18 protein-coding genes are annotated in these 22,446 nt (G+C 31.8%); 12 read left to right on the top strand and 6 right to left on the bottom strand.

The window, feature by feature from the left end; translation table 11 throughout:
* Nucleotides 1-110 precede the first annotated feature (110 nt).
* The 9 genes from C1X07_RS12795 to C1X07_RS12755 all read left to right on the top strand — a co-directional run bounded on the left by C1X07_RS12795 (nt 111) and on the right by C1X07_RS12755 (nt 11,589).
* Complete coding sequence (locus C1X07_RS12795; protein WP_103070640.1) at nt 111-686, top strand: YdeI/OmpD-associated family protein; 576 nt, start codon at nt 111-113, stop codon at nt 684-686.
* Nucleotides 687-865: 179 nt separating this feature from the next.
* Nucleotides 866-2,242, top strand: coding sequence for an amidohydrolase family protein (locus C1X07_RS12790; protein WP_103070639.1), 1,377 nt, complete (start codon nt 866-868; stop codon nt 2,240-2,242).
* A 25-nt stretch (nt 2,243-2,267) separates the two neighbouring features.
* A complete protein-coding gene (locus C1X07_RS12785) occupies nt 2,268-3,761 on the top strand; it encodes a S10 family peptidase (RefSeq protein WP_103070422.1) in 1,494 nt (497 codons plus the stop codon).
* A gap of 3 nt (nt 3,762-3,764) precedes the next feature.
* On the top strand, nt 3,765-4,775 hold the full coding sequence (locus C1X07_RS12780) for a pirin family protein (protein WP_103070421.1): 1,011 nt from the start codon (nt 3,765-3,767) through the stop codon (nt 4,773-4,775).
* 110 nt (nt 4,776-4,885) lie between these two features.
* Nucleotides 4,886-6,991 (top strand): response regulator, encoded by a 2,106-nt coding sequence (locus C1X07_RS12775; protein ID WP_103070420.1) that lies wholly within the window; start codon nt 4,886-4,888, stop codon nt 6,989-6,991.
* Nucleotides 6,992-7,125: 134 nt separating this feature from the next.
* Nucleotides 7,126-9,201 carry a hybrid sensor histidine kinase/response regulator gene (locus C1X07_RS12770; RefSeq protein WP_103070419.1) on the top strand — a complete coding sequence of 692 codons (2,076 nt, stop codon included), beginning with the start codon at nt 7,126-7,128 and terminating at the stop codon, nt 9,199-9,201.
* Between the two features lie 152 nt (nt 9,202-9,353).
* Nucleotides 9,354-9,743, top strand: coding sequence for an SRPBCC family protein (locus C1X07_RS12765; RefSeq protein ID WP_103070418.1), 390 nt, complete (start codon nt 9,354-9,356; stop codon nt 9,741-9,743).
* 2 nt (nt 9,744-9,745) lie between these two features.
* Nucleotides 9,746-10,543: an RNA polymerase sigma factor gene (locus tag C1X07_RS12760; protein WP_103070417.1), complete on the top strand. Its 798-nt coding sequence runs from the start codon at nt 9,746-9,748 to the stop codon at nt 10,541-10,543.
* A 110-nt stretch (nt 10,544-10,653) separates the two neighbouring features.
* A complete protein-coding gene (locus C1X07_RS12755) occupies nt 10,654-11,589 on the top strand; it encodes a questin oxidase family protein (protein WP_164914155.1) in 936 nt (311 codons plus the stop codon).
* A 21-nt stretch (nt 11,590-11,610) separates the two neighbouring features.
* Here the strand turns inward: C1X07_RS12755 and C1X07_RS12750 are convergent, their stop codons facing one another.
* The 5 genes from C1X07_RS12750 to C1X07_RS12730 all read right to left on the bottom strand — a co-directional run bounded on the left by C1X07_RS12750 (nt 11,611) and on the right by C1X07_RS12730 (nt 15,970).
* Nucleotides 11,611-12,039: a hypothetical protein gene (locus C1X07_RS12750; protein ID WP_206604239.1), complete on the bottom strand. Its 429-nt coding sequence runs from the start codon at nt 12,037-12,039 to the stop codon at nt 11,611-11,613.
* A gap of 4 nt (nt 12,040-12,043) precedes the next feature.
* Nucleotides 12,044-12,478 carry an SRPBCC domain-containing protein gene (locus tag C1X07_RS12745; protein ID WP_103070415.1) on the bottom strand — a complete coding sequence of 145 codons (435 nt, stop codon included), beginning with the start codon at nt 12,476-12,478 and terminating at the stop codon, nt 12,044-12,046.
* 91 nt (nt 12,479-12,569) lie between these two features.
* Nucleotides 12,570-13,121 carry a TetR/AcrR family transcriptional regulator gene (locus tag C1X07_RS12740; protein WP_103070414.1) on the bottom strand — a complete coding sequence of 184 codons (552 nt, stop codon included), beginning with the start codon at nt 13,119-13,121 and terminating at the stop codon, nt 12,570-12,572.
* A gap of 200 nt (nt 13,122-13,321) precedes the next feature.
* A complete protein-coding gene (locus C1X07_RS12735; protein ID WP_103070413.1) occupies nt 13,322-14,785 on the bottom strand; it encodes a sigma 54-interacting transcriptional regulator in 1,464 nt (487 codons plus the stop codon).
* A 48-nt stretch (nt 14,786-14,833) separates the two neighbouring features.
* The gene (locus C1X07_RS12730) at nt 14,834-15,970 is read right to left on the bottom strand and encodes a vWA domain-containing protein (protein WP_103070412.1); all 1,137 of its coding nucleotides are present in this window, start codon (nt 15,968-15,970) and stop codon (nt 14,834-14,836) included.
* Between the two features lie 469 nt (nt 15,971-16,439).
* Between C1X07_RS12730 and C1X07_RS12725 the strand changes: the two genes are divergently transcribed.
* Both C1X07_RS12725 and C1X07_RS12720 read left to right on the top strand, forming a co-directional pair.
* On the top strand, nt 16,440-16,799 hold the full coding sequence (locus tag C1X07_RS12725) for a hypothetical protein (RefSeq protein ID WP_103070411.1): 360 nt from the start codon (nt 16,440-16,442) through the stop codon (nt 16,797-16,799).
* A 263-nt stretch (nt 16,800-17,062) separates the two neighbouring features.
* A complete protein-coding gene (locus C1X07_RS12720; RefSeq protein WP_103070410.1) occupies nt 17,063-18,538 on the top strand; it encodes an SLC13 family permease in 1,476 nt (491 codons plus the stop codon).
* A gap of 14 nt (nt 18,539-18,552) precedes the next feature.
* Here the strand turns inward: C1X07_RS12720 and C1X07_RS12715 are convergent, their stop codons facing one another.
* Entirely contained in the window at nt 18,553-18,789 is a 237-nt protein-coding gene (locus tag C1X07_RS12715; RefSeq protein WP_103070637.1) for a hypothetical protein, read from the bottom strand.
* A gap of 435 nt (nt 18,790-19,224) precedes the next feature.
* Between C1X07_RS12715 and C1X07_RS12710 the strand changes: the two genes are divergently transcribed.
* On the top strand, nt 19,225-22,437 hold the full coding sequence (locus tag C1X07_RS12710) for a VPS10 domain-containing protein (protein ID WP_103070409.1): 3,213 nt from the start codon (nt 19,225-19,227) through the stop codon (nt 22,435-22,437).
* Nucleotides 22,438-22,446: the final 9 nt, after the last annotated feature.

Here is a 22,446-nt window from a genome sequence, read left to right as displayed (position 1 = left end):
AAAACTAAAAAAAAGCAGATCATCAAAAAGAAAACTAGCTATATTTTGAAGATATGTTCTATTTAAAAAAATTATTACCTTCAAAAACTAAATTTACTCAGATACTTCTTATGATAGATAAACCCGAATTGTATTTTAAAAATGACCAGGAGTGGCGTATATGGCTTCATGATAATCATGATCAATCCCAAGGAGTATATCTAATATTTTATAAAGTAGAAAGCAAACAACCAAGTATGAGGTGGGAAGAAGCTGTAAAAGTAGCGCTATGTTATGGATGGATAGACTCTACGGTTAAAAGATTAGATAATCAACGTCGCAGGCAGTATTTCTGCCCACGTAAACCCAAAAGTGGTTGGAGTAAAGTCAATAAAAATCATATCATAGATCTTATTAAGAATAACCTCATGCAGCCAAGTGGGCTAATTAGCATTGAAAATGCAAAAAAGAATGGCTCGTGGGTCGCTCTGGATGATGTAGAAAACGGTATCATCCCTAAAGACCTTCAACAAGCTTTTGATCATAACACAAAAGCCTTTGACAACTTTCAAAACTTTGCAAAAGGATATCGTAAAAACTACTTATATTGGGTTAATCAAGCTAAACGCCAAGAAACACGGGATAAACGTATTAAAGAGGTTATTAGACTTTGTTCTGCCAATATAAAGTCTAGAAATAACAGGTAAAAATTAAATACGCTATCACCAGTATCACAGGTTATTAACACATTTTTCCCCTTAACACCACTTTAAGATATTTTGTGAGATAAATCCTTATTTTCGGTTTTTATAAATAACTCGTCATGCGCAAACATATTATTACTTCCATATTGGTTGGGGTGTTTATAAATTTTAATACTCAAACGATGAGAACGTCTTTATTTGTATTCCTTTTTGTATTACTTAACTCCTGTGCGCAACCCCAAAAACAAACTAGTAAAACAGCAATCTTAATTACCAATGCTACTGTTATTGATGTAAATAAAGGTACTGTTATTGAAAAACAACAAATAGTAGTAGACTCTGGAAAAATTAAAAAAATTACGAATACTATAAAAAATCCAGAAGAGTATACAACAAGTATTAATGCAGAAGGAAAATACATCATTCCAGGTTTAGCGGAAATGCATGCCCATATACCGCGACCTCCTGTATCCAAAGAACGTATTAAGGAAGTTTTATTCCTGTATCTTTCAAATGGGATTACAACAATACGTGGCATGCTGGGTCATACTTCTCATCTGGAGCTTAAGCAACATGCTGTATCAAAAAAAATAATTAGTCCAAGAATTTTTACTTCAAGCCCTTCACTTAATGGAAATTCTGTAAAAACCAAAGAAGAAGCTATTGCCAAAATAACTGCCTATCAAAAAGAAGGGTATGATTTTTTAAAAATCCATCCTGGTATAACCAAAGATGTATTTGATCAAATAGTAAAAACTGCTCATGAAATAGGTATTCCTTTTTCAGGACATGTTCCTGTTGATGTAGGTATTAAGCATGCAATGGAAAGTAAATATGCCTCTATTGACCATATCGATGGTTTTTTGGAAGGATTAGTTCCTGAATCTGAAAATGTAAATCCCAAAGACAATGGTTTCTTTGGCTATAATTTTACTCAACTTGCCGATACTACCAAAATAGATGGGTTAGTCCAATTAGCCTTTGACAATAACGTTTGGATAGTTCCTACTCAAAGCTTATTCGAAAGGTGGTTTGCTCCTATCTCTGCAGATGAGTTGTTAAAAGATCCTGAGATGGTATATATGCCAGCTTCAACTCTAGAAAACTGGAAACAAAGAAAAAATAGATACACTGAAGAAAATCCTAATTTCAACACAAAACAATGGCAACAGTTTATTAGTATAAGAAGAATACTTCTTAAAAAATTGCATGATAGCGGACATAAAGTATTATTAGGGTCAGATGCTCCTCAATTGTTCAACGTTCCAGGTTTTTCGATTCACCATGAAATCGATGGAATGATAAAAACTGGATTAACACCTTTAGATATATTGCAATCTGCAACAATAAGACCTGCGGTCTTTTTAAATAAAGAAGATACATTTGGGCAAATTAAAGAAGGGCTAGATGCCGATTTAGTAGTACTAGATACTAACCCATTAGAAAACATTCAAGCTTTAAAACAAGTTTCTGGAGTTATGGTAAGAGGGATATGGATTTCTAAAAAGACTATAGATCAAAAATTAAAGAAAATTGCTCAAAACGCCCTTAACAACTAAAATTAAAAACTACAATAACTAAAAAATGAAAAACACATTCTTCATATACATCATAGTACTTGTTTTTTCACTTTCTGTGAAAGCACAAGACGTAAAAACTCCTATCGATACTACCGTTGTAACCAATCACACAACCGTTATTAAAGGAAAAACAATACCGTACAAAGCTACTGTAGGGTTTCAACCTGTATGGAATACATCAGGAGAGCCTATTGCTTCTTTGTCCTATACGTATTATAAGAGGACAGATATTAAAAATGATGAAAATCGACCATTATTGATTTCGTTTAATGGTGGTCCGGGGTCTGCATCAGTTTGGATGCATATAGCTTATACAGGTCCGCGAATTCTTAAAATTGATGACGAAGGGTTTCCTGTACAACCATATGGTATTAAATCCAACCCAAATTCTGTATTGGATGTAGCTGATATCGTTTTTGTAAATCCTGTTAATACAGGATATTCGAGAATGGTGCCTAGAAAAGATGGTAAGATGCCTGAAAAAAAATTGTTTTTTGGAGTAAATGCAGATGTAAAATATCTTGCCAGTTGGATCAATACTTTTGTAACCCGAAATAATCGTTGGCGATCACCAAAGTATCTTATTGGTGAAAGCTATGGAACCACCAGAGTCTCTGGTCTAGCGCTAGAATTGCAAAACCGGCAGTGGATGTATCTTAATGGGGTAATATTAGTCTCTCCCACAGAAATTGGCTTCAAATTTAAAGGACCTGTAGAAGTTGCGAACAGATTACCATATTTTGCAGCCGCAGCATGGTATCACAAAATGTTACCTCCCGAGCTTCAGAACAAAGATTTACTAGATGTACTTCCTGAAGTTGAAAAGTATACTATAAATGAGTTACTGCCTGCAATTGTAAAAAGTGGATATTTGGATGCTTCCAAAAAAGAAGAAGTCATCAATAAAATGGCTTATTACTCCGGTCTTTCTCAAAAAACAATACAACAGCATAATCTTGAAATCCCAAAAGCTTATTTCTGGAAAGACTTGTTACGAGATAAACAAGGATTTACTATAGGTCGATTGGATTCTCGGTATAAAGGAATGGACATAAAAGAAGCAGGAGATAATCCTGATTATAATAGTGAGTTAACATCATGGCTCCATGCTTTTACTCCAGCAATAAACTATTATTATAGTCAAGAACTTAAATTTAAAACCGACTTAAAATATAACATGTTTGGTCCTGTGAGACCTTGGGACAGGTCTGATAATCGTACAGGAGAAAACCTAAGAAATGCTATGGCGATGAATGCTAATTTACATACAATGATACAGTCAGGTTATTATGATGGCGCTACTACTTATTTTAATGCCAAATATATAATGTGGCAATTAAATGCTAATGGAAAACTCACAGACCGTCTTAGTTTTAAAGGATATCGTAGTGGTCATATGATGTATCTTCGTAATGAGGATTTGATCAAGGCAAATGATGATATACGAGCATTTATTACTAACTCATCTACTCATATTAATAAAGGATCAAAATACTAAACTATGTCTGCTATCATTAAAATAAAACCTTTAGGTTTCCCTTGGGAAACTACTGATCCATTTTTGTTTTGTGCGTATCATGAGGATAATTACCCAAAAGGAAACGGAAAACTTGGTCCAGGCGTCTCATTAGAAGGTCGTAACATTGGTCAAGATTTTACCCCTAAAGACGGATGGAGAATGTACCATGGCACCAAAATCCCAGGGTTTCCTGCTCATCCGCATCGTGGTTTTGAAACCGTTACTATAGTTCAGAAAGGGCTGGTTGACCATTCTGATTCCTTAGGAGCTGCTGGACGGTTTGGCAATGGGGATGTACAATGGATGACTGCTGGTAAAGGTGTTCAGCATTCAGAAATGTTTCCTTTGCTAAATACAGAAAAAGACAATCCATTTTTATTGTTTCAAATATGGCTTAACCTGCCCCGAAATAAAAAAATGGTAGATCCGCACTTCAAAATGCTTTGGAACGAAGAAATCCCTGTAATTAGTGTAAGAGATAACAATAATAATACTACAGAGATTACAATAATTGCGGGAGAATTAAAAGGTAAGATAGCAACATCACCTGCTCCCGATTCGTGGGCAGCCGATTCTAAAAATGAAGTAGCAATATGGACTATGAAAATGGAGCCCAATGCTTCTTTTTCTTTTCCTAAAGCAACAACGGGTATCAATAGATCCTTATACTTCTTTAAAGGAAATGATGTTACTTCCGAAGGGTATACTATCCCTGTCAATCATGAAATTATTCTAAATGCTGATCAAGATTTTATACTCAAAAATGGAGATACAGAAGGTCATTTATTATTGTTACAAGGTAAGCCCATTAATGAGCCTGTTGTAAAACATGGTCCTTTTGTTATGAATAGTCAGATTGAAATACGAGAGGCAATATCAGAATATCAACAAACAGAATTTGGTGGCTGGCCATGGGCTAGTCATGATCATGTGCACTCCCCTACCAAAGGACGTTTTGCTTTATTTCCTGATGGAACAGAAATAAAAAAGTAATCAGTATCATTTAGCAGACACTTAAATTATTTCTAATTTTAGTTTAAGAATATTAATATTACACTATCTTTAACCAAGTCATTATCATTGCCTTAGAAGATTTTATCTAAATGTACAATAGAAAAACACTTCGTTTACTTCTTTTTTTATTTCTGTATTCAATTATATTTTTTTCTTGCTCAGAAGAAAAAATATTATCAGATACAGAAACGAGCTGGTTAAAACAAAATGATTCTATTACAATTGCATTATTTCCATATTATCCGCCGTACCAGTTTATAAACGAAAACAATACAATCGAAGGTATTTTTATGGAGTATTTTAACCTCATTGAGAGTAAAATAGATCATAAATTCAAGAGAAAGTACTATTCTAATTGGTCTGACCTAGTAAAGGATGCAAAAAACAAAGAGGTAGATATGATTCTTGAGGCTCAGCAAACCTGGGATCGCGATCAATACTTAAATTTTTACACCAAATTTTTTACCACTCCATTTGTTATTGTTGCTTCAAAAGATACCCCTACAGGACTTACTTTGGATGATTTTTATGAAAAAAAAATTGCTGTTCCACTAGGGTATTCATCAGAAGAATATCTGCGTAAAAAAGCTCCTAGAATTATACTTCAAACCTATCCAAATGAAGTCCAGTGTATTCAACAAGTTCAAACAGGAAAAATAGGTGCCTATTTTGGTCCAAAAACAGTAGCTAATTTTTTAATAAAATCCAGAAACTTAGATAATATTAAAATTGTATCAGAAACAAAGTACTCTTATGTTCCCAGCATTGCAGTTGATAAATCAAACAAATTTTTAAACCAAATAATCCAAAAAGCAGTCTATAGTATTTCTGATAATGAAAAACAAAATATAGTAGAAAACTGGTTATATACACAAACAAAACCTTTTTACAAAAAAGCTAATTTTTTAGTTATTCTTACTTTTATAATTCTACTGGGTATTATAATAATAGTAGACATAAACTTCTACTTGACCTGTATGGTACACCAAAAAACCAAAGCCTTAAAAACGGCTAAGGATATTGCAGAAAAGGACAATCAATTAAAAACAGCATTTCTCAATAATATATCTCATGAAATTAGAACGCCAACAAATAGTATTATCGGTTTCTCGAGACTTTTAAAAGAATCTGATACGACCCATCAAGAAAAAGTAACATACTCTCAATTAATTGTTAATAGTAGTAAACAATTAATTAACACACTAGATAACGTACTAGAAATATCAAAACTACAAACCAAGCAAATAACGCTTAACCCAGAAAAAACTAATTTATATGAAGTTATTGACACCACTTTTTCGCTATATGATGAAAAGGCAAAAAGTAAAGGAATATCGCTAATACTCAATAATAATATTGCAAATAATCAATGTCATGCCATAATTGATAAATCAAAACTTCATAAAATTATTAATGGTCTAATTGAAAATGCAATCAAATATACCAAAAGAGGGGCTATCCTAATTTCTTTTGGAATACATAGTGATTCTTTAGTTATCACAGTTCGGGATTCGGGAATAGGCATTACCCCAAAGAATCAAGAAATTATATTTAAAAGCTTTTCTCAGTCAGAAAATCTAATATCTAAAAAATATGGAGGTTTAGGATTAGGACTCACCATTGCTAAAGAAAACATTAATTTGATGGGAGGTCAGTTATCTTTTTCCTCAATCCCTAACAGAGGATCTACTTTTCGACTTGAGCTACCCTATAATACATATAAGAATAGTAATCCAAATTATGATACTAATGTATTAAATACTATTTCTGGTGTTACAAAGACCAAACAACATATAATTCTTGTTGCTGAAGATGGTGAAATAAATTTTTTGGTTCTAAAAACCATACTTCTCAAAATGAAAAACTATCATTTTGGTATCTATCGTGCTAAAAATGGAAAAGAAGCTGTTTCATTTTGTGAAGAGAACAATAAAATAGATTTGGTTTTTATGGATATTAGAATGCCAAAAATGGACGGATATGCTGCGACAAAACTAATCAAAAAAATACACCCAGAACTTCCTATTGTTGCACAAACTGCTCATGCAAACAAAGATGATATCCTAACTGCTTTCAAAGTTGGATGTAATGATTTTATATCAAAACCTATTGACCCTAAAATAGTAAAAAAAGTAATTCGTAAATATCTTCCAACTTCTTCGACCAACGTCAAAAAAGAGACCTCAAAAAAATAAAAAAACACTTTCAAATGACAAACATGTCATTCTGATTCAACAAATTAAAGCGAGTCTTTCTTGAATGTGTTACTATTAAATAGTATCTTTATTAATAAGGGACAAGAAAAGTAAGAGGTAACTAACAAAAAGTTATGGCAAAAAAAATACTATATAGTTCCTTTTCGATTTTGGTCTTGATAGTTTTATTTTCTTGTTCAAATTCTACAGTTCTTACAGAAGAAGAAAAGAAATGGCTACAAGATAATGATAGTATTTCTGTTGGTTTCTTTCCTTATTATGCCCCATATCAATTTATCAATGAAAATGAGCAAATAGATGGTATTTTAGTTGATTACTTTTCTCTAATTGAAAGAAAAATTGGTCACAAATTTCAACGAAAGCTGTATACCAATTGGGCAGAATTATTAAATGATGCAAAGAATAACGAAATAGAAATTATCCTTGAAATTCAACAGACTTCTGAACGAGATTCTTATCTCAATTTCTACTCCAGACTTTTTGAATCCAAGCATGTTATAATTACTAGAAAAGGACACTCTTATGGAACCAAGTTAGGCAATTATCGTCATAAAACTATTGTAGTCCCCAAAGACTATGCTATTCATGAAAATTTAAAAAAAGATATTAAAAACCTAACAATAGCCACAGAAATAGACGATTTAGCATGCTTAAAACAAGTAAGTCTTGGCAAATACGACGCCTATGTAGGACCCAAAGCTGTAGCAAATTATCTTATAAAAACAGAAAATCTTGATAACCTTAAGATTGTTTCAAAAATACAATATAGTTATACGCCAAGTTTGGCTGTACAAAAGAACAATAGCATCCTTAATCAGATTATCTCTAAAACCGCCAATAGTATTACCGATAATGAAAAAGAAGTTATTTTTGATAACTGGTTATATCATACCGTTATTCCATTCTATAAAAAAGCAAGTTTTTGGGTAACTCTTACAGGAGTTATCTTATTATTATTCCTTACTATATTACTACTTAACAGATATTTAAAATTCTTAATTAACCAAAAAACAAAAGAATTAAATATTGCCAAAGAACGTGCAGAAGAGAGTAACAAATTGAAAACGGCATTCATTCATAACATCTCGCACGAAGTTCGTACTCCTATGAATGGAATTATTGGTTTTTCTGAACTGCTAAATGACCCCGGAGTTACATCTAGTCAACAAAAAGAATATTCTAAAATTATCATTGATAGTAGTAACCAGTTAATTCGTATAATAGATGATATTATAGAAATTTCGAAACTAGAGACCAACCAAGTTGATGTTCGTTTCGAAGAAATAAATCTAAGTGAACTACTACAAATGATATTTTTAGATTTTCAGAGTAAAGCTATTAGTAAGAATATTGCAATTCATCTTAATAACAAATTAACTACTAGTCAAGGCATCATACTAATGGATAAATTAAAGATCAATAAGATTTTGCATAGCCTTATTGATAACGCAATCAAATTTACAACCAAAGGTATGATCGAAATCTCCTGTAAGATTGTTCAAAATAAATTGATGATTACTGTAAAAGATACTGGAATAGGAATCAAACCTGAAGATCAGGAATTAATATTTAGGAATTTTTCTCAATCTGAAAAAGAAGTTACAAAAAGTTATGACGGACTAGGTTTAGGACTATCAATTGCCAAGAAAAATGCTAAACTCTTAGGAGGCGATATTTCTTTTTCATCGATGCTCAACAAAGGGTCTGTTTTTGAAATATTATTACCTTATCATCCAATATACGATCCAAACATTCATAATATGTCAAATGTTCTTAAAACCCCTAATATACCAATAAAGCAAGTTATTTTAATTGTAGAAGATGGAGATATAAACTTTTTGTTTCTCAAAACTTTATTGCTAAAAATGAAAGGATATAAATTTGTAATTCATAGAGCCGAAAACGGCAAGGAGGCAGTAAAAATTTGTAAAAAAAACAAAGGAATTGATTTGGTTCTCATGGATATTAGAATGCCTATAATGGATGGATACACAGCTACCAAAAAAATAAAAAAAGTAAGACCATATTTACCAATTGTTGCACAAACTGCTTATTCTACAGAAGAAGATATCCAAAAAGCATTAGATGCCGGTTGTGATGATTTTGTATCTAAACCTGTAGACAAAAAAATCTTGAGACCAATTATTAATAAGTATTTTTCAGTTTTTTCAAAATCTAAGGTTACCTAACTACTATTATCGAATTAATCAAAAAACTGAAAGTAGTCTGTAATTTTCAGTGCAATATCTCTACAAGAAAAAATTACCTTAACATTTTTAGAATCCGATCATTTTTTAGTTGAAACTCCACTAAAGAGTATATACTATTAAAAAAATAAAAAATGAACGATTCTATCTATCAAAAAACGGTATTTGAAAACCGAAATGCTTCTGAATTATACGATATCTACATGGATGATCATAAACATAAAGAGGCTGTACATCCAAAAGCTCGCGAGTGTTCTTTAAAAAATTGTACTTTTAAAGAAAGACATGGGAAAATAATTCACTCTGTAAAAGACAATATCATTATTCAACTATGGAGATCCGACGGACCATGGAAACCTGAAGATATGGATTCATTAGTAATCCTAAAGTTTAATCAAATTAATGATAATGCAGAAATCGAACTGAACCATCTTTACATCCCCGAAAATGCTCGGCAATTCGTAAATAAAGATGCCTGGGATTTCCTGTACTGGAATCCTATTAAGGAATATCTAAAAAAATAAGAATGACAAATAAAGAATTTGAAGTTTTGTATAAAGAATATTTACCTAATCTTAAATCATTCTTTTACCGATTCACAACTAATAAAGAAACAACAGAGGATCTTGCTCAAGAAACCTTTATTATTGCCTATAAAAATGTTTCTAAATTTAAGGGAGAATCATCCTTTAAAACATGGCTTTTTGGGATTGGCGTAAATGTAGCCAGAAACAATGTAAAGAGTCTAAAAAGATGGCCCATAAATGCTCAGGATTTATGCAAAACTTCAATTCATCAGGATACTACAACAAAAAATAACTTTGTAGAGATTTATAATAATCCCGAATTAGGGAAATATGAAGCAAAAGAACATATAGATTTTTGCTTTACCTGTTTAGCAAAAACTTTAACTATTGAACAACAAATAGCAATTATCCTTGCAGATGTTTATTCATTTAAAGTAAAAGAAATAAGTACTATTCTAGAAAAAAGTTATGGTCAGGTAAAGCATTATCTTCATAATGGCAGAAAAACTTTGGATACAATTTTTGAAAATAGATGCTCCTTGGTTAATAAGAAAGGAACTTGTTATCAATGCTCTGAATTAAACAATAAAAACAAAAACACAAATACACAACTAACTTTAGTTTCAATTGCTAAAAATAAAAAAAATCTTAACTTATATAAATTAAGAACTAATATCATTAAAGCAATCGACCCAATTAATTGTAGCAGTTTTAACATTCACAATTTCCTAATAAATCAAACCGAAAAAGCAGTTTCTGAAAATAAAACGACAACTAATAAAACTTCTAGAAAATAATGTAGCATTATCCAATGCTGCAAAAGTTTGTATATTTAAACAAATTAGTTTCCCTATACATCTTCATAATGATAAGTAATTCTTGTAATTTTTTTTTAAAAAAAGGGATAATGTATCATCCTTCATACAACAATGGGATTTCCTCTCATACACCTATGTCTTTAGTTGCGTTGGATTGCATGGGTGCTTCTGAATTACAGTTAAAGAATTATTATGAAAGATCTACATCCAAATTAGACTATCGAAAAGATAGGAGTCAAGAAAATGATTTCTATTTTTCGGAAGATACCTTAGGACAAAAGGATCAATTCGAGAATTATTTCTATTACTTTTCTAAAGCTTTAGAAAAGACATCAACTGAAAAATTACTGGGAGAAGTTATTCCTATTTTAATTAAAGGGGTAGCTGGTTCTGCTTTTCATCCAATAATCAGGCTGTCATATGCTTTACAAACAAATTATAAACCAGAAATTGCAATGTCACTAGCGTATTGGGCTTCTGAATATCTGGAATTAGGAAATAGCTTTGAGCAAAGTGCTGAAAATCTAGCAGAAATTAGAACAAAATTAAATTCTTATGCTATAAACTTCACTTCTTCTATAGGTCTTATAACGGATAGAATAACCCTAATCAATACTAATATTCAAAAAGATAATGTTATTATACAGCCCCATAAGATAACATTAAATGATATTAGAGATTTTTGCCTTGGAGTTTTTGCAAAAAAAAATGATTTTACATTATTACATACAGTAACTGCTTGCCATGCTTATAGAATAATTTCTAAATACTTTTTAAATAATGATATCTCATTAAGATACTTTTGGGAAGCCATAGTAATGGCTCAAATAAGCACAGGATTACCATATAGAAATACTGAAATTCCTTCAACCAATACAGATAACGATTGGTCATTTGTTTTAAAGCAGGCATGTGATTCTCTTGATGATCATGTAATCAAACTTGTTTACACCTGTTGGGAGGAAAACAAAAACACTCCATCTATTCTTTACAATTTTATAGCACGTAGAGCTATAAATTCATAAAGAAGTATTTTTCAACCCTATTTATACAGTATAATCAAGTTTGTTCTTATTCCATGTTTTACATCCGCCAAATAAAAATAGAAGCCCAATTGCTAAAGCTACTATTGATTGATTTGTTTCTGAAGATGTTGTAGTTTGGTGATATATATTATAAGATTGTTCGCCAATAGCACGAAAAAGATAAATTCCTGCAATTATAAAAACTCCTAATTTTGGATACGGTAATTTTTTAGATGTATTACCAGAATTAAGTCCGTACATTCCGAAAATCCAAAAAAATATGGCGATAAAAATGGTTACTAAGTATGGCAAAGTGTTATGAATCTCTGAGAGTTCTTTCATTTTTTCTCCAACTCCAGTAATCTCAAACATTTTTTCTGGCCAAAACAATCCAATAATATGGGCTACGGCAATAATAATATTAGCAATCCCTCCTATTTTTAGCAACATAAAATTATTCTTTTTCTAATAGATTTTTAAGCTCCTCATTCATTTGATTAAAACTTTCTAATTCTTTGAATATTTGTTTTTTAAACAAAGAGATAACTATTCCTTTTAATTCCCATTTTTGAATAAACATTACCTGGTTTTTATTGATTTCTTCAATAATAAAATGATGAGTTGCCGATAAAAACCAATTGCCCATAACTTTTTGTCTGGCAGAAAACGATTTATTATCATTTTTGCTTAATGCAATCACCTTAAATTTTGATTTTTTACCTTTTGGCTTATGAATTGTAACGTCAAACTTCTTTCCGACCTGTAAGCTATCATTATTTTTCATTGTCAAAATACTATTCCAACTAGGATAATCTTCAAAATTGGTAATTGTTTTCCAAACAACTTCTTTTGGTGCATTAATCTTTGTTTCAATTATATATTCTTTCATTTTTTGTGCATTTAGAGTAATGGAAAAAAACTTATCAATAGTATACTATGTAACCTTTGCTTATAATCACTACGTTTATTTTGATTCATTCTCAATATTTTATAAAATGATTTATTTCTGCTAGCACCTCTTTAACGTAGCTTTTACTCTGTTGTTTGTAACGTATCATCTCATGATATCCTATCAAATATTTATAAAAAAGAGTAGATTTTACTTTTGCTTCTTCTTTAGAAAATTCCATTTCTTGTAACAGATCAGCTACAAACTCAATTCTTTGATGGTCAATTTTATCTATTATATTTTGGATGGTTTTCTCTTTCTGTGCATACCTTTTTAAGTAGAAAATAAAATCGAGATAAGGGTCTTTTACAAAAGATAGAGCTACTAAGGTTTCAAATTTTTGTTTTGCTGTTTTCTCAGTATTAATCAATGTAATTATCTGTTCTGTATCTGATAAAACCCAAAAATCTATTATCTCATTTATGAAAACTTTTTTTGTTTTGAAATGCCAATAAAAACTCGACTTGTTACAATTTAATTTCTTGGCCATTTTTTCAACAACAATTCCAGAGATTCCCTGTTCAGCGAAAAGTGTGTATCCAAGCTTTATCCAATCAGTTTTTTGAGCAACAATTTTTGGCATTATTAGACGATTACGTTTATAAAGCAAATTTATAATAAAATTTTAAATAAACGATATCGTTTAATAAAAAACACTATAGTACGAAATCAAACTAACAACTAATATCAATGCTCATTGATATATAAAAAAACTCCATTTCCTTTTTATAAGGAAATGGAGTTTACGAAAAATACCTAATATTTTTATACAAGAACTATTTGCTATAGTCCACTAATATAACTTCCGTACATATCTTTAAAATGAAAACCTTCGGATAGTCCGTGCTTACTTAGCTTTTTGTACTCTACTAACCCCCACAATAAGAATTCTTTCATAAAATAGCTATCTTCTTTACTAATTTCTGGTTGGTATTTGTTAATTAAATTCTGAAGAGGAACTATTTCATCCAGTTTTTGTTTATATTCTTTATCCGGAATATCGTCTAGTAGTTCAAATCCATTTTCTTCAAAGAACCAATTCATCAAGTCTTGATAAGGGCTTTGATAATCTTCTTTTTCTAATTTTTCGATCTTGGGAAAATACTCTAAAAACAAAGTTTTAATAGCTTCTGTAATTAAGGAATGGGCAACAGTGTCGGCTCCTTCCTGTTCTCCTTCATATACCAATTCTACTTTACCCGTTATTGCTGGTATAACTCCAATAAAATCACTTAATCTCAATACTGTATGTTCATCCTCTGATCGTAAGACTCTATACTCAGCAGTACTTAACAAATTTTCATAAGCCGTAATACTCATTCTTGCACTTATACCACTCTTATTATCAATAAATTCGCTTTCTCGTGCTTGAAAACTAATCTGTTCTAATAAATCTTTAGCTATTTCGGGTACATAAACCAAATCTGTTTGTCTTGAGTCTAATTTGGCTTCTTGCTGCGTAATTGTTTTTGCTATTTCAATAGTCTCTGGATAATGGGTTAAAATCTGGGAGCCTATTCTATCTTTTAATGGGGTTACAATACTACCTCGATTAGTATAATCTTCAGGGTTAGCAGTAAAAACAAATTGTATATCTAGTGGTAATCTAAGCTTAAACCCCCTAATTTGAATATCTCCTTCTTGTAAAATATTAAATAATGCTACCTGTATACGAGCTTGCAAATCTGGTAATTCATTAATTACAAAAATGCTTCTATTTGCTCTTGGTATCATTCCAAAATGAATCACCCTATCATCTGCATAGCTTAATTTTAGATTAGCAGCTTTGATTGGATCTACATCTCCAATAATATCGGCTACAGTTACATCTGGAGTAGCAAGTTTCTCTGCAAAACGTTCAGATCTATGTAACCAGCTTATTGATGTTTTATCGCCTTTTTCCTTAATTATATTGATAGCGTATCTAGATATTGGACGAAAAGGATCATCATTGATTTCGGATCCCTCTACAACAGGAATCCACTCGTCTAAAAGGTTAATCATTTGTCGCGCTAATCTGGTTTTAGCCTGACCACGCAAACCAAGTAAATTAATATTATGACGAGAAAGAATTGCTCGTTCTAGTTCGGGAATAACCGTGTTTTCATACCCATGAATTCCTGTAAAAGTTTCTTCATTCCTGCTAATTTTAGCCCTTAGGTTATTTCTAAGTTCTTCTTTAATGGATACACTTCTATATCCAGACTCTTTTAGTTGCCCTAATGTTTGTATGTTTTCAATTTTCATATACATTATTCTAATTAAAAACTCTTAATTATAGAGTTCAGAATTAATTTATCTTCGTATTCTTTTTTTTCTATTTGTTTCATAATCTTCAAAAATCATTTCTCCTAATCCTTTAAGACCGGTATAAAATGCTTTTCCTTGATTAGCATGTGTAAATTCTCTTACAAATTGCATTAAATACGGGTCTTGAGCAATCATAAAGGTAGTTATTGGTATATGCAATTTTCTAGCTTGTTGAGCCATCATATAGCATTTGTTTATTATCTGGCGATCTAACCCATTACTATTCTTATAATATTGCCCGTCGGTCATTCTTAGGCAGCTAGGTTTGCCGTCTGTGATCATAAAAATTTGTTTATTTGTATTACGTTTTCTACGAAGCATATCCATAGCGAGTTGTAACCCCGCTACAGTATTGGTGTGGTAGGGTCCAACCTGAAGATACGGTAAATCTTTGATAGAAATTGACCAGGCATCATTTCCAAAAACTAATATATCTAATGTATCTTTTGGATATTTTGTTGTGATAAGTTCTGCCAATGCCATAGCAACTTTCTTTGCAGGAGTAATGCGATCTTCTCCATACAAAATCATACTATGACTGATATCAATCATCAACACTGTACTCATCTGTGCTTTAAACCGTGTTTCTTCTACGATTAAATCATCTTCTGTTAGATTTAGATCGCCTATACCATGATTAATCTGTGCGTTTTTTAGGCTTTCGGTTATAGAGATTCTTTCTAAGGAATCACCATATTGGTAATTACGAAATTCTCCAGAATGCTCATCTCCTTTTCCTAAAAAACTCGTTCTATGATTGCCTGCTCCACTTCGTTTTAGCTTACCAAAGATTTGATCCAATGCTCTTTTTCGTATGGCTTGTTCGGTTTTGGGCGTAATAGACATTCCCCCTTTACTTCCTGGTTTTATTTCTTCACGAATGTATCCTTTTTTCTTCAGGTCCTCCACAAAATCATCTAAAGTATACTCCTCATTTGTTAATTTATATTCTTTATCCAATTCTTTCATCCAGTCCAAAGCTTCATCAAGATCCCCAGAAGTATGAATAATAATTTCCCGAAAAATATCAAAGAGCTTATCAAATGGGGATTGCTCAGGAGCTTCATATATTGTAAAGGCAAAACCTTTTTTAAACAACTCTTTCTTTTTTCTCATTTTCATAAATATCCAATAACAACAAATCACTATTTATTACAAATCATGCTGGAGACTTATATATCTTCAAAATGCTACATGATCTTCATTAGCTAAAGTTAGTACATTTTATAAGAGATAAATGCTTATATCTATTCTAAGAAAAGAGAATTAACATTTGTTTTGGAAAATTTTAATCCAAATACAATTCTCTAATCATAAAAAAGCACTTCTATTGAAATCACGGTACATTAATCATTCTATAAGAAATGAACAATAAGGCATAGCAAAAATTACGATTTTAAGAAAAATTACCTTTTTTTTAACATAATAATAAAACAAAAAGGGCTTTTATATGCTAATTTTACATGTACCCCTCTTTTTAAAGATAATTGTTAAAGCACTATTACAAATACATATGACAATAAACGTAAACCCAATGTGATTGCATAATGTGTAAATAACATAGTATGTAATTCAGAAAAATCGTCAGATTATGAAAAATTATGTACTATTTCTTCTACTATTTTCTTCCTTTTTAATATTTCCCAATAGTTCAATTGAAAGTTATTTATATTCTACTACTAATTCTGTTCAAAATCCACGTGATCGTAAGCTATCGACAGAAGAAGTTAAACGAAGAGGACTTGATCTTTTGGCAAATGAAATTGTTGAAAACCTTGATGAAATTGATTTGCGAAAAATGGCAAGGTCAGCAATCTTTGAGACATCATATGGGTTTAGGTGGAAAATGGTTAATCTAAGTACCAGTAAAATAATTATTGTTAAGGTAGATAAAGATTTTAATCTTATTTCTACTAGAAGTGGTAGTAAATCAAAAATCATGACTCCGTAATAAAGAAAATTTAAAAACCATAATGCGCTAGTTTTATAATCCCTATTCTTGGATCATGATAAACAAAAAAGAACTATAACGTTCTGTATTAACTTGGTTATTTTCTGCTATATCTTTTAAACCGTATTATATTTTAAAGCTCTCTTACCCTTATAAAATAATTTTTTTATTTCCTGAGATAAAGATTTAGTTCTTTTATCTATACTTTTATTCATCGATTGTAAGACAAATAATTTTTAAATGAACACCATTTCATTATAATTATGAATATAAGTATCAAAAAAGTAGGGGCTATTTCTGGTCCCATAGTTTTTATTCTCGTTTTATTGTTTTTTCACCCGGATGGTTTGAGTAAAGAAGCCAATGCTATATTAGCTAGTACGCTATGGATAGCAATATGGTGGATTACAGAAGCTATTCCAATCGCTGCTACTTCATTATTACCTATCATATTATTTCCTTTATCTGGTGGTTTAGATATAAAAACTACGACAGCTGCCTTTGGTAATCATAATGTTTTTCTATATGCTGGTGGATTTATATTAGCTATAGGAATAGAAAGATGGAACTTACATAAACGTATAGCTTTAAACATTATAAAGATCATTGGAACCAATGTTAAAACCATGATTCTGGGGTTTATGGTTGCTACCGCGTTTTTGTCTATGTGGATATCCAATACGGCAACATCAGTAATGATGTTACCTATTGGTATTGCAATAATAACCCAGCTTATAGACAATCCTGATACCATCGAAGATGAAAATAAAATATTTGGAAAAGCATTAATGCTCAGTATAGCATATAGCGCATCAATTGGTGGGGTAGCTTCTCTAATAGGCTCTCCTACCAATCTCATTTTTGCAGGGGTAGTTAAAGAAATGTATGGTTACGAAATCACATTTACCAATTGGATTGTAATAGGTTTACCCATTTCAATATTACTTCTAATTATTTGTTGGCGTTATTTGGTTCAGGTAGCATTCACTTTTACTCAAAAAGAATTTCCGGGAGGAAAACACGAAGTTAACAGACAATTAAAAGAGCTAGGCGAGATTTCTTTTGAAGAAAAACTAGTGCTTTCTGTTTTTATTTGTACTGCTCTTGCCTGGATTACCAGATCCTTTTTATTGCAATATTTATTCCCGGCTATTAATGATACAATCATCGCTATTACTGCCGCAATACTTCTTTTTCTTCTACCTAGTAGAGAAAAAGGAAAACCATTAATGAATTGGGAATCTGCTGTAAAACTACCTTGGGGTATTCTATTGCTTTTTGGTGGTGGTTTAGCGCTAGCTGCAGGTTTTAAGGCTTCTGGGTTAGCCTTATGGATTGGTACTCAAATGACATTGTTACAAGGAGTTTATCTGATTACTCTTTTAGTCTTTATCATTACCGCAGTAAATTTCTTAACAGAAATCACATCAAATACTGCCACAACTTCAATGCTGTTACCCGTATTAGCTTCAATGGCACTATCCCTAGATGTACATCCCTTTATACTAATGGTAGGAGCTACTATCGCAGCATCTTGTGCTTTTATGCTTCCTGTTGCCACTCCTCCTAATGCTATTGTATTTGGTTCTGGGTACCTAACTATTCCGGATATGATGAAAAAAGGATTTTGGCTAAACATTATATCCATCGTTCTGATTATAGGGATCACCTATTATCTATTACCCTATTTTTGGGATTTTGATCCTTCACACTTTCCCAATGAATTTAAAAAAGTATAAGAGATAATTTTTGTCTACGATTCTAGCATGGTCTTTACCCTATCATAATCTTCTATATACTCCCAGTATATGATTCTATTATAGGCATATTTGATCAAAATAAACTTTTCGCTTATTGATAAGATTCTATCCACGGCAATCAGTTTTTTTGAAGCTTTTTCGACTTCCACTTCTTCTGTAATTTCTTTATCTCTGGCATCAAAACCATGAAGAATTATATGATTTTTTAAAGTAAGTTCTATAAATTTCATTGCTATCATTATTTATTTAGTTTTCAAATTTACCCAATTTACCTTAACACGCCTTTAAGACTTTATCATTTTCATTTTATTTACTTTAGAGTCTTAAAAGTCAATCAATCAAAACGTGTTAAAATCACTCCTTTTTTTTATTAATATTCTTTGTAGTAATAATTTGTTTGATGTTTCTAAAAAAAACACAATTCTTACATATTTCTATAACATGAAATTATCAGTACCTAATAGTAAACCTTCTCTTTTTGTAGATCGTCCATTTTTTTCTTGTACTATTTTAATAGCCCGAAGTAAACATCTAATCATTACTCATATTTATACAAGAATAAAAAGGAAAGAGCCTTTGAATTTAAAAACTGTTTATACCAACATTTATTTTCTTACCAAATTAACACAACCAATTCAACTATAATTAACGCACATTCAACAAAAATGAAAAAACAAATATTCTTTTTATTACTACTCGGTATAATCTCTACACTATCAGCCCAGAAATTCACTATGGATCTTATTAAAGATGGTAACCCACGTAACATAGGCCCCGGAGGAATGAGTGGTCGAGTTACTTCTATAGATGTAGTAACCTCTAATCCTGATATTATATATGCCGGAACTGCTTCTGGTGGTCTTTGGAAATCTACTTCTGGTGGTATTAAATGGGAACCTATTTTTGACAACGAAATTACGGCTTCAATTGGAGCCGTTGCTATCCAGCAATCTAACCCTTCTGTACTATGGGTAGGAACAGGAGAAGGAAATCCAAGAAATAGTCTTAATGGGGGGTATGGTATTTACAAATCTTTGGATGGTGGTAAAAACTGGAAAAGCATGGGCTTAGAGAAAACCCGTCATATTCATAAAATTATTGTTGATCCTACCAATCCTAATATAGTGTATGTAGCGGCAATTGGATCTCCTTGGGGAGAACACCCAGAAAGAGGTATTTTTAAAACCACTGATGGTGGTACTACATGGACCAAAATTTTATTTAGTAACAATAAAACTGGAGCTGCAGATCTTGTTATGGATCCTACAAACCCAAATAAACTAATTGCTGCTTTATGGGAACACAAACGTGATCCGTGGTTTTTTAAGTCAGGAGGAAAAGGTTCTGGTCTTTATATTACCCACGATGGAGGAAAAAATTGGGAAAAGCGTACTGATATAGATGGTCTTCCTAAAGGTGACTTAGGAAGAATAGGGCTAGCTATTGCAGCTAATAAACCCGATATTGTTTATGCCTTGGTAGAAGCAAAAAAGAATGCTCTTTACAAATCTAAAGATGGAGGTTTTAAATGGGAAAAAGTTAATGATAAAAATGATATCGGAAATCGCCCTTTTTATTACTCAGATATATTTGTTGACCCTCAAAATGAAAACAGAATTTACTCTGTTTTTACTTATGTAAATGTTTCGGAAGATGGAGGAAAAAACTTCACACAGTTAATGCCTGCTTATGGAGTAGATAATGGTGTGCACCCTGATCACCATGCCTGGTGGATTCACCCATCCAATGGCAATTATATGATTGATGGTAATGACGGAGGATTAAACATAACTCGCGATGGTGGTAAAACCTGGCGTTTTATTGGTAATCTGCCAGTAGCACAATTTTACCACATTAATGTCGATAATGAATTTCCTTATAATGTATATGGAGGGATGCAGGATAATGGTAGCTGGAGAGGTCCTGCATATGTATGGAGAGCTCAGGGAATACGAAACTCATATTGGCAGGAAATATCTTTTGGTGATGGATTTGATGTAGTACCTGACAAAGACGATTCGAGATATGGATGGTCTATGAGTCAACAGGGATATGTAAGTAGATACGATTGGATAACGGGAAATAATTATACTGTTAGACCTACGCATACAGATCCGAAAATAGAATTAAGATTTAATTGGAATGCCGCCATTAATATAGATCCATTTGATAACAATATTATTTATTTTGGAAGTCAATTTGTACATAAAAGTACCGACAAAGGGTTAACTTGGGAGGTAATCTCTCCTGACCTAACCACCAATGATCCTGAAAAACAAAAACAAAGTGAAAGCGGTGGATTAACTATGGATGCCACTGGAGCAGAAAATCATTGCACTATTTTGGTTGTAGAGCCTTCTTCTTTAGAACAAAATATGCTTTGGGCAGCTACAGATGACGGACGCGTGCATATCACCAAAAACGGGGGAACTGACTGGACAGACGTTTCTTCTAATATAAAAGGGCTTCCTAAAGGTAGCTGGATTGTACAAATCAAAGCTTCTTATAAAAAGAAAGGAGAAGCATTATTGGTTGCCAACGACTATAGGAGGTTTAACTACACTCCTTATGCTTATAGAACTACAGATTATGGAAAAACCTGGAATCGTATTGTAGATCAAAACGATGTAAAAAGTTATGCCCTAAGTATTGTTGAAGACCCACTAGAAAAGAATCTGCTTTTTTTAGGTACAGATGATGGACTATATGTTTCTCTTAACGCTGGTAATAATTGGATTAAATGGACCAAAGGATTCCCTACAGTCCCCGTAAAAGATTTAGTAATACAACCAAGAGAACATGATTTGGTAATTGGTACATTTGGTAGAGCAGCATGGGTCTTGGATGATATCAGACCTTTGAGAGCCCTGGCTAAAAACAGTACTATTTTAACTCAAAAACTACATCTTTTTGATCCTCCAATAGCCTACCAGGCATCATACCAACAACCTACTGGTAGCCGTTTTGGAGGGGATGCTCTTTATAATGGTGAAAATCGTGATTATGGAGCACTAATTTCGTATTACCTTCAAGTAGAAAAGAAAACTAAAAAAGAATCTGATAAAGATGAAGAGAAAAATGATGATGAAGTGGATGAAAAAGACGAAGCCAAAGTAAAATGGGATTCTATTCGATTAAAAATTTATGATAAGGATCGTTTGGTTAGAACTTTAAAAAGAAAAACTCCGGATTCTACAGGTATTCATAAAATAAATTGGGCTATGAATGAAAAAGGAGTTCATCAACCTTCTAGAAAAGTTCAAAAACATGATACAGAGCCCGGTGGAGTAGCTGTCAAACCAGGAAAATATAAGCTTGTATTAGAATATGGAGATCAGAAATCTGAAACGATGATAACCGTTCAATCTGATCCAAGATTACAAATATCTCAGAAAAATATTAACGAAGTTTATACCGCTTCTAAAGATCTGGAAAAAATGACGCAAATAGCAGCAGATGCTGTAAAACAACTTGCAGAAAGCAAAGAAACAGCATCAAAATATCAGAAAGAACTTCAGAAGCTTGATAAAAAGAAATTTAAAGACCAGATCAAATTATCAAAGGACATTTCTAAAAAAATCGATAGTGTAATGGCTTTTTATATTGGAAAAGAAGATAAACGCCAGGGAATTACCCGAAATCCTGAAGTTACTGTTATGCAACGCATGGGCACAGCAAACTGGTATGTAAATAGTCGCCAAACAGGATTAACCTCAACAGAAAATACTTTGATAAAACAGGCAAAAGATGCACTTAGTGATGCCCTACAAAAAACAAATGTATTTTTTGACAAACAATGGAAACCCTACAAAGAAAAAATTGAGAAATTAGAGACTTCTCCTTTTAAGGAAATAAAACAATTCAATATAGACAACTAAACAAATCAG

Origin of the sequence: Aquimarina sediminis (genome assembly GCF_002895435.1) — a bacterium.
In the GTDB taxonomy this organism is placed as follows: domain Bacteria; phylum Bacteroidota; class Bacteroidia; order Flavobacteriales; family Flavobacteriaceae; genus Aquimarina; species Aquimarina sediminis.
The sequence above is the reverse complement of the archived record's forward strand: the minus strand, read 5'-3'. Positions and strand labels throughout refer to the sequence as shown.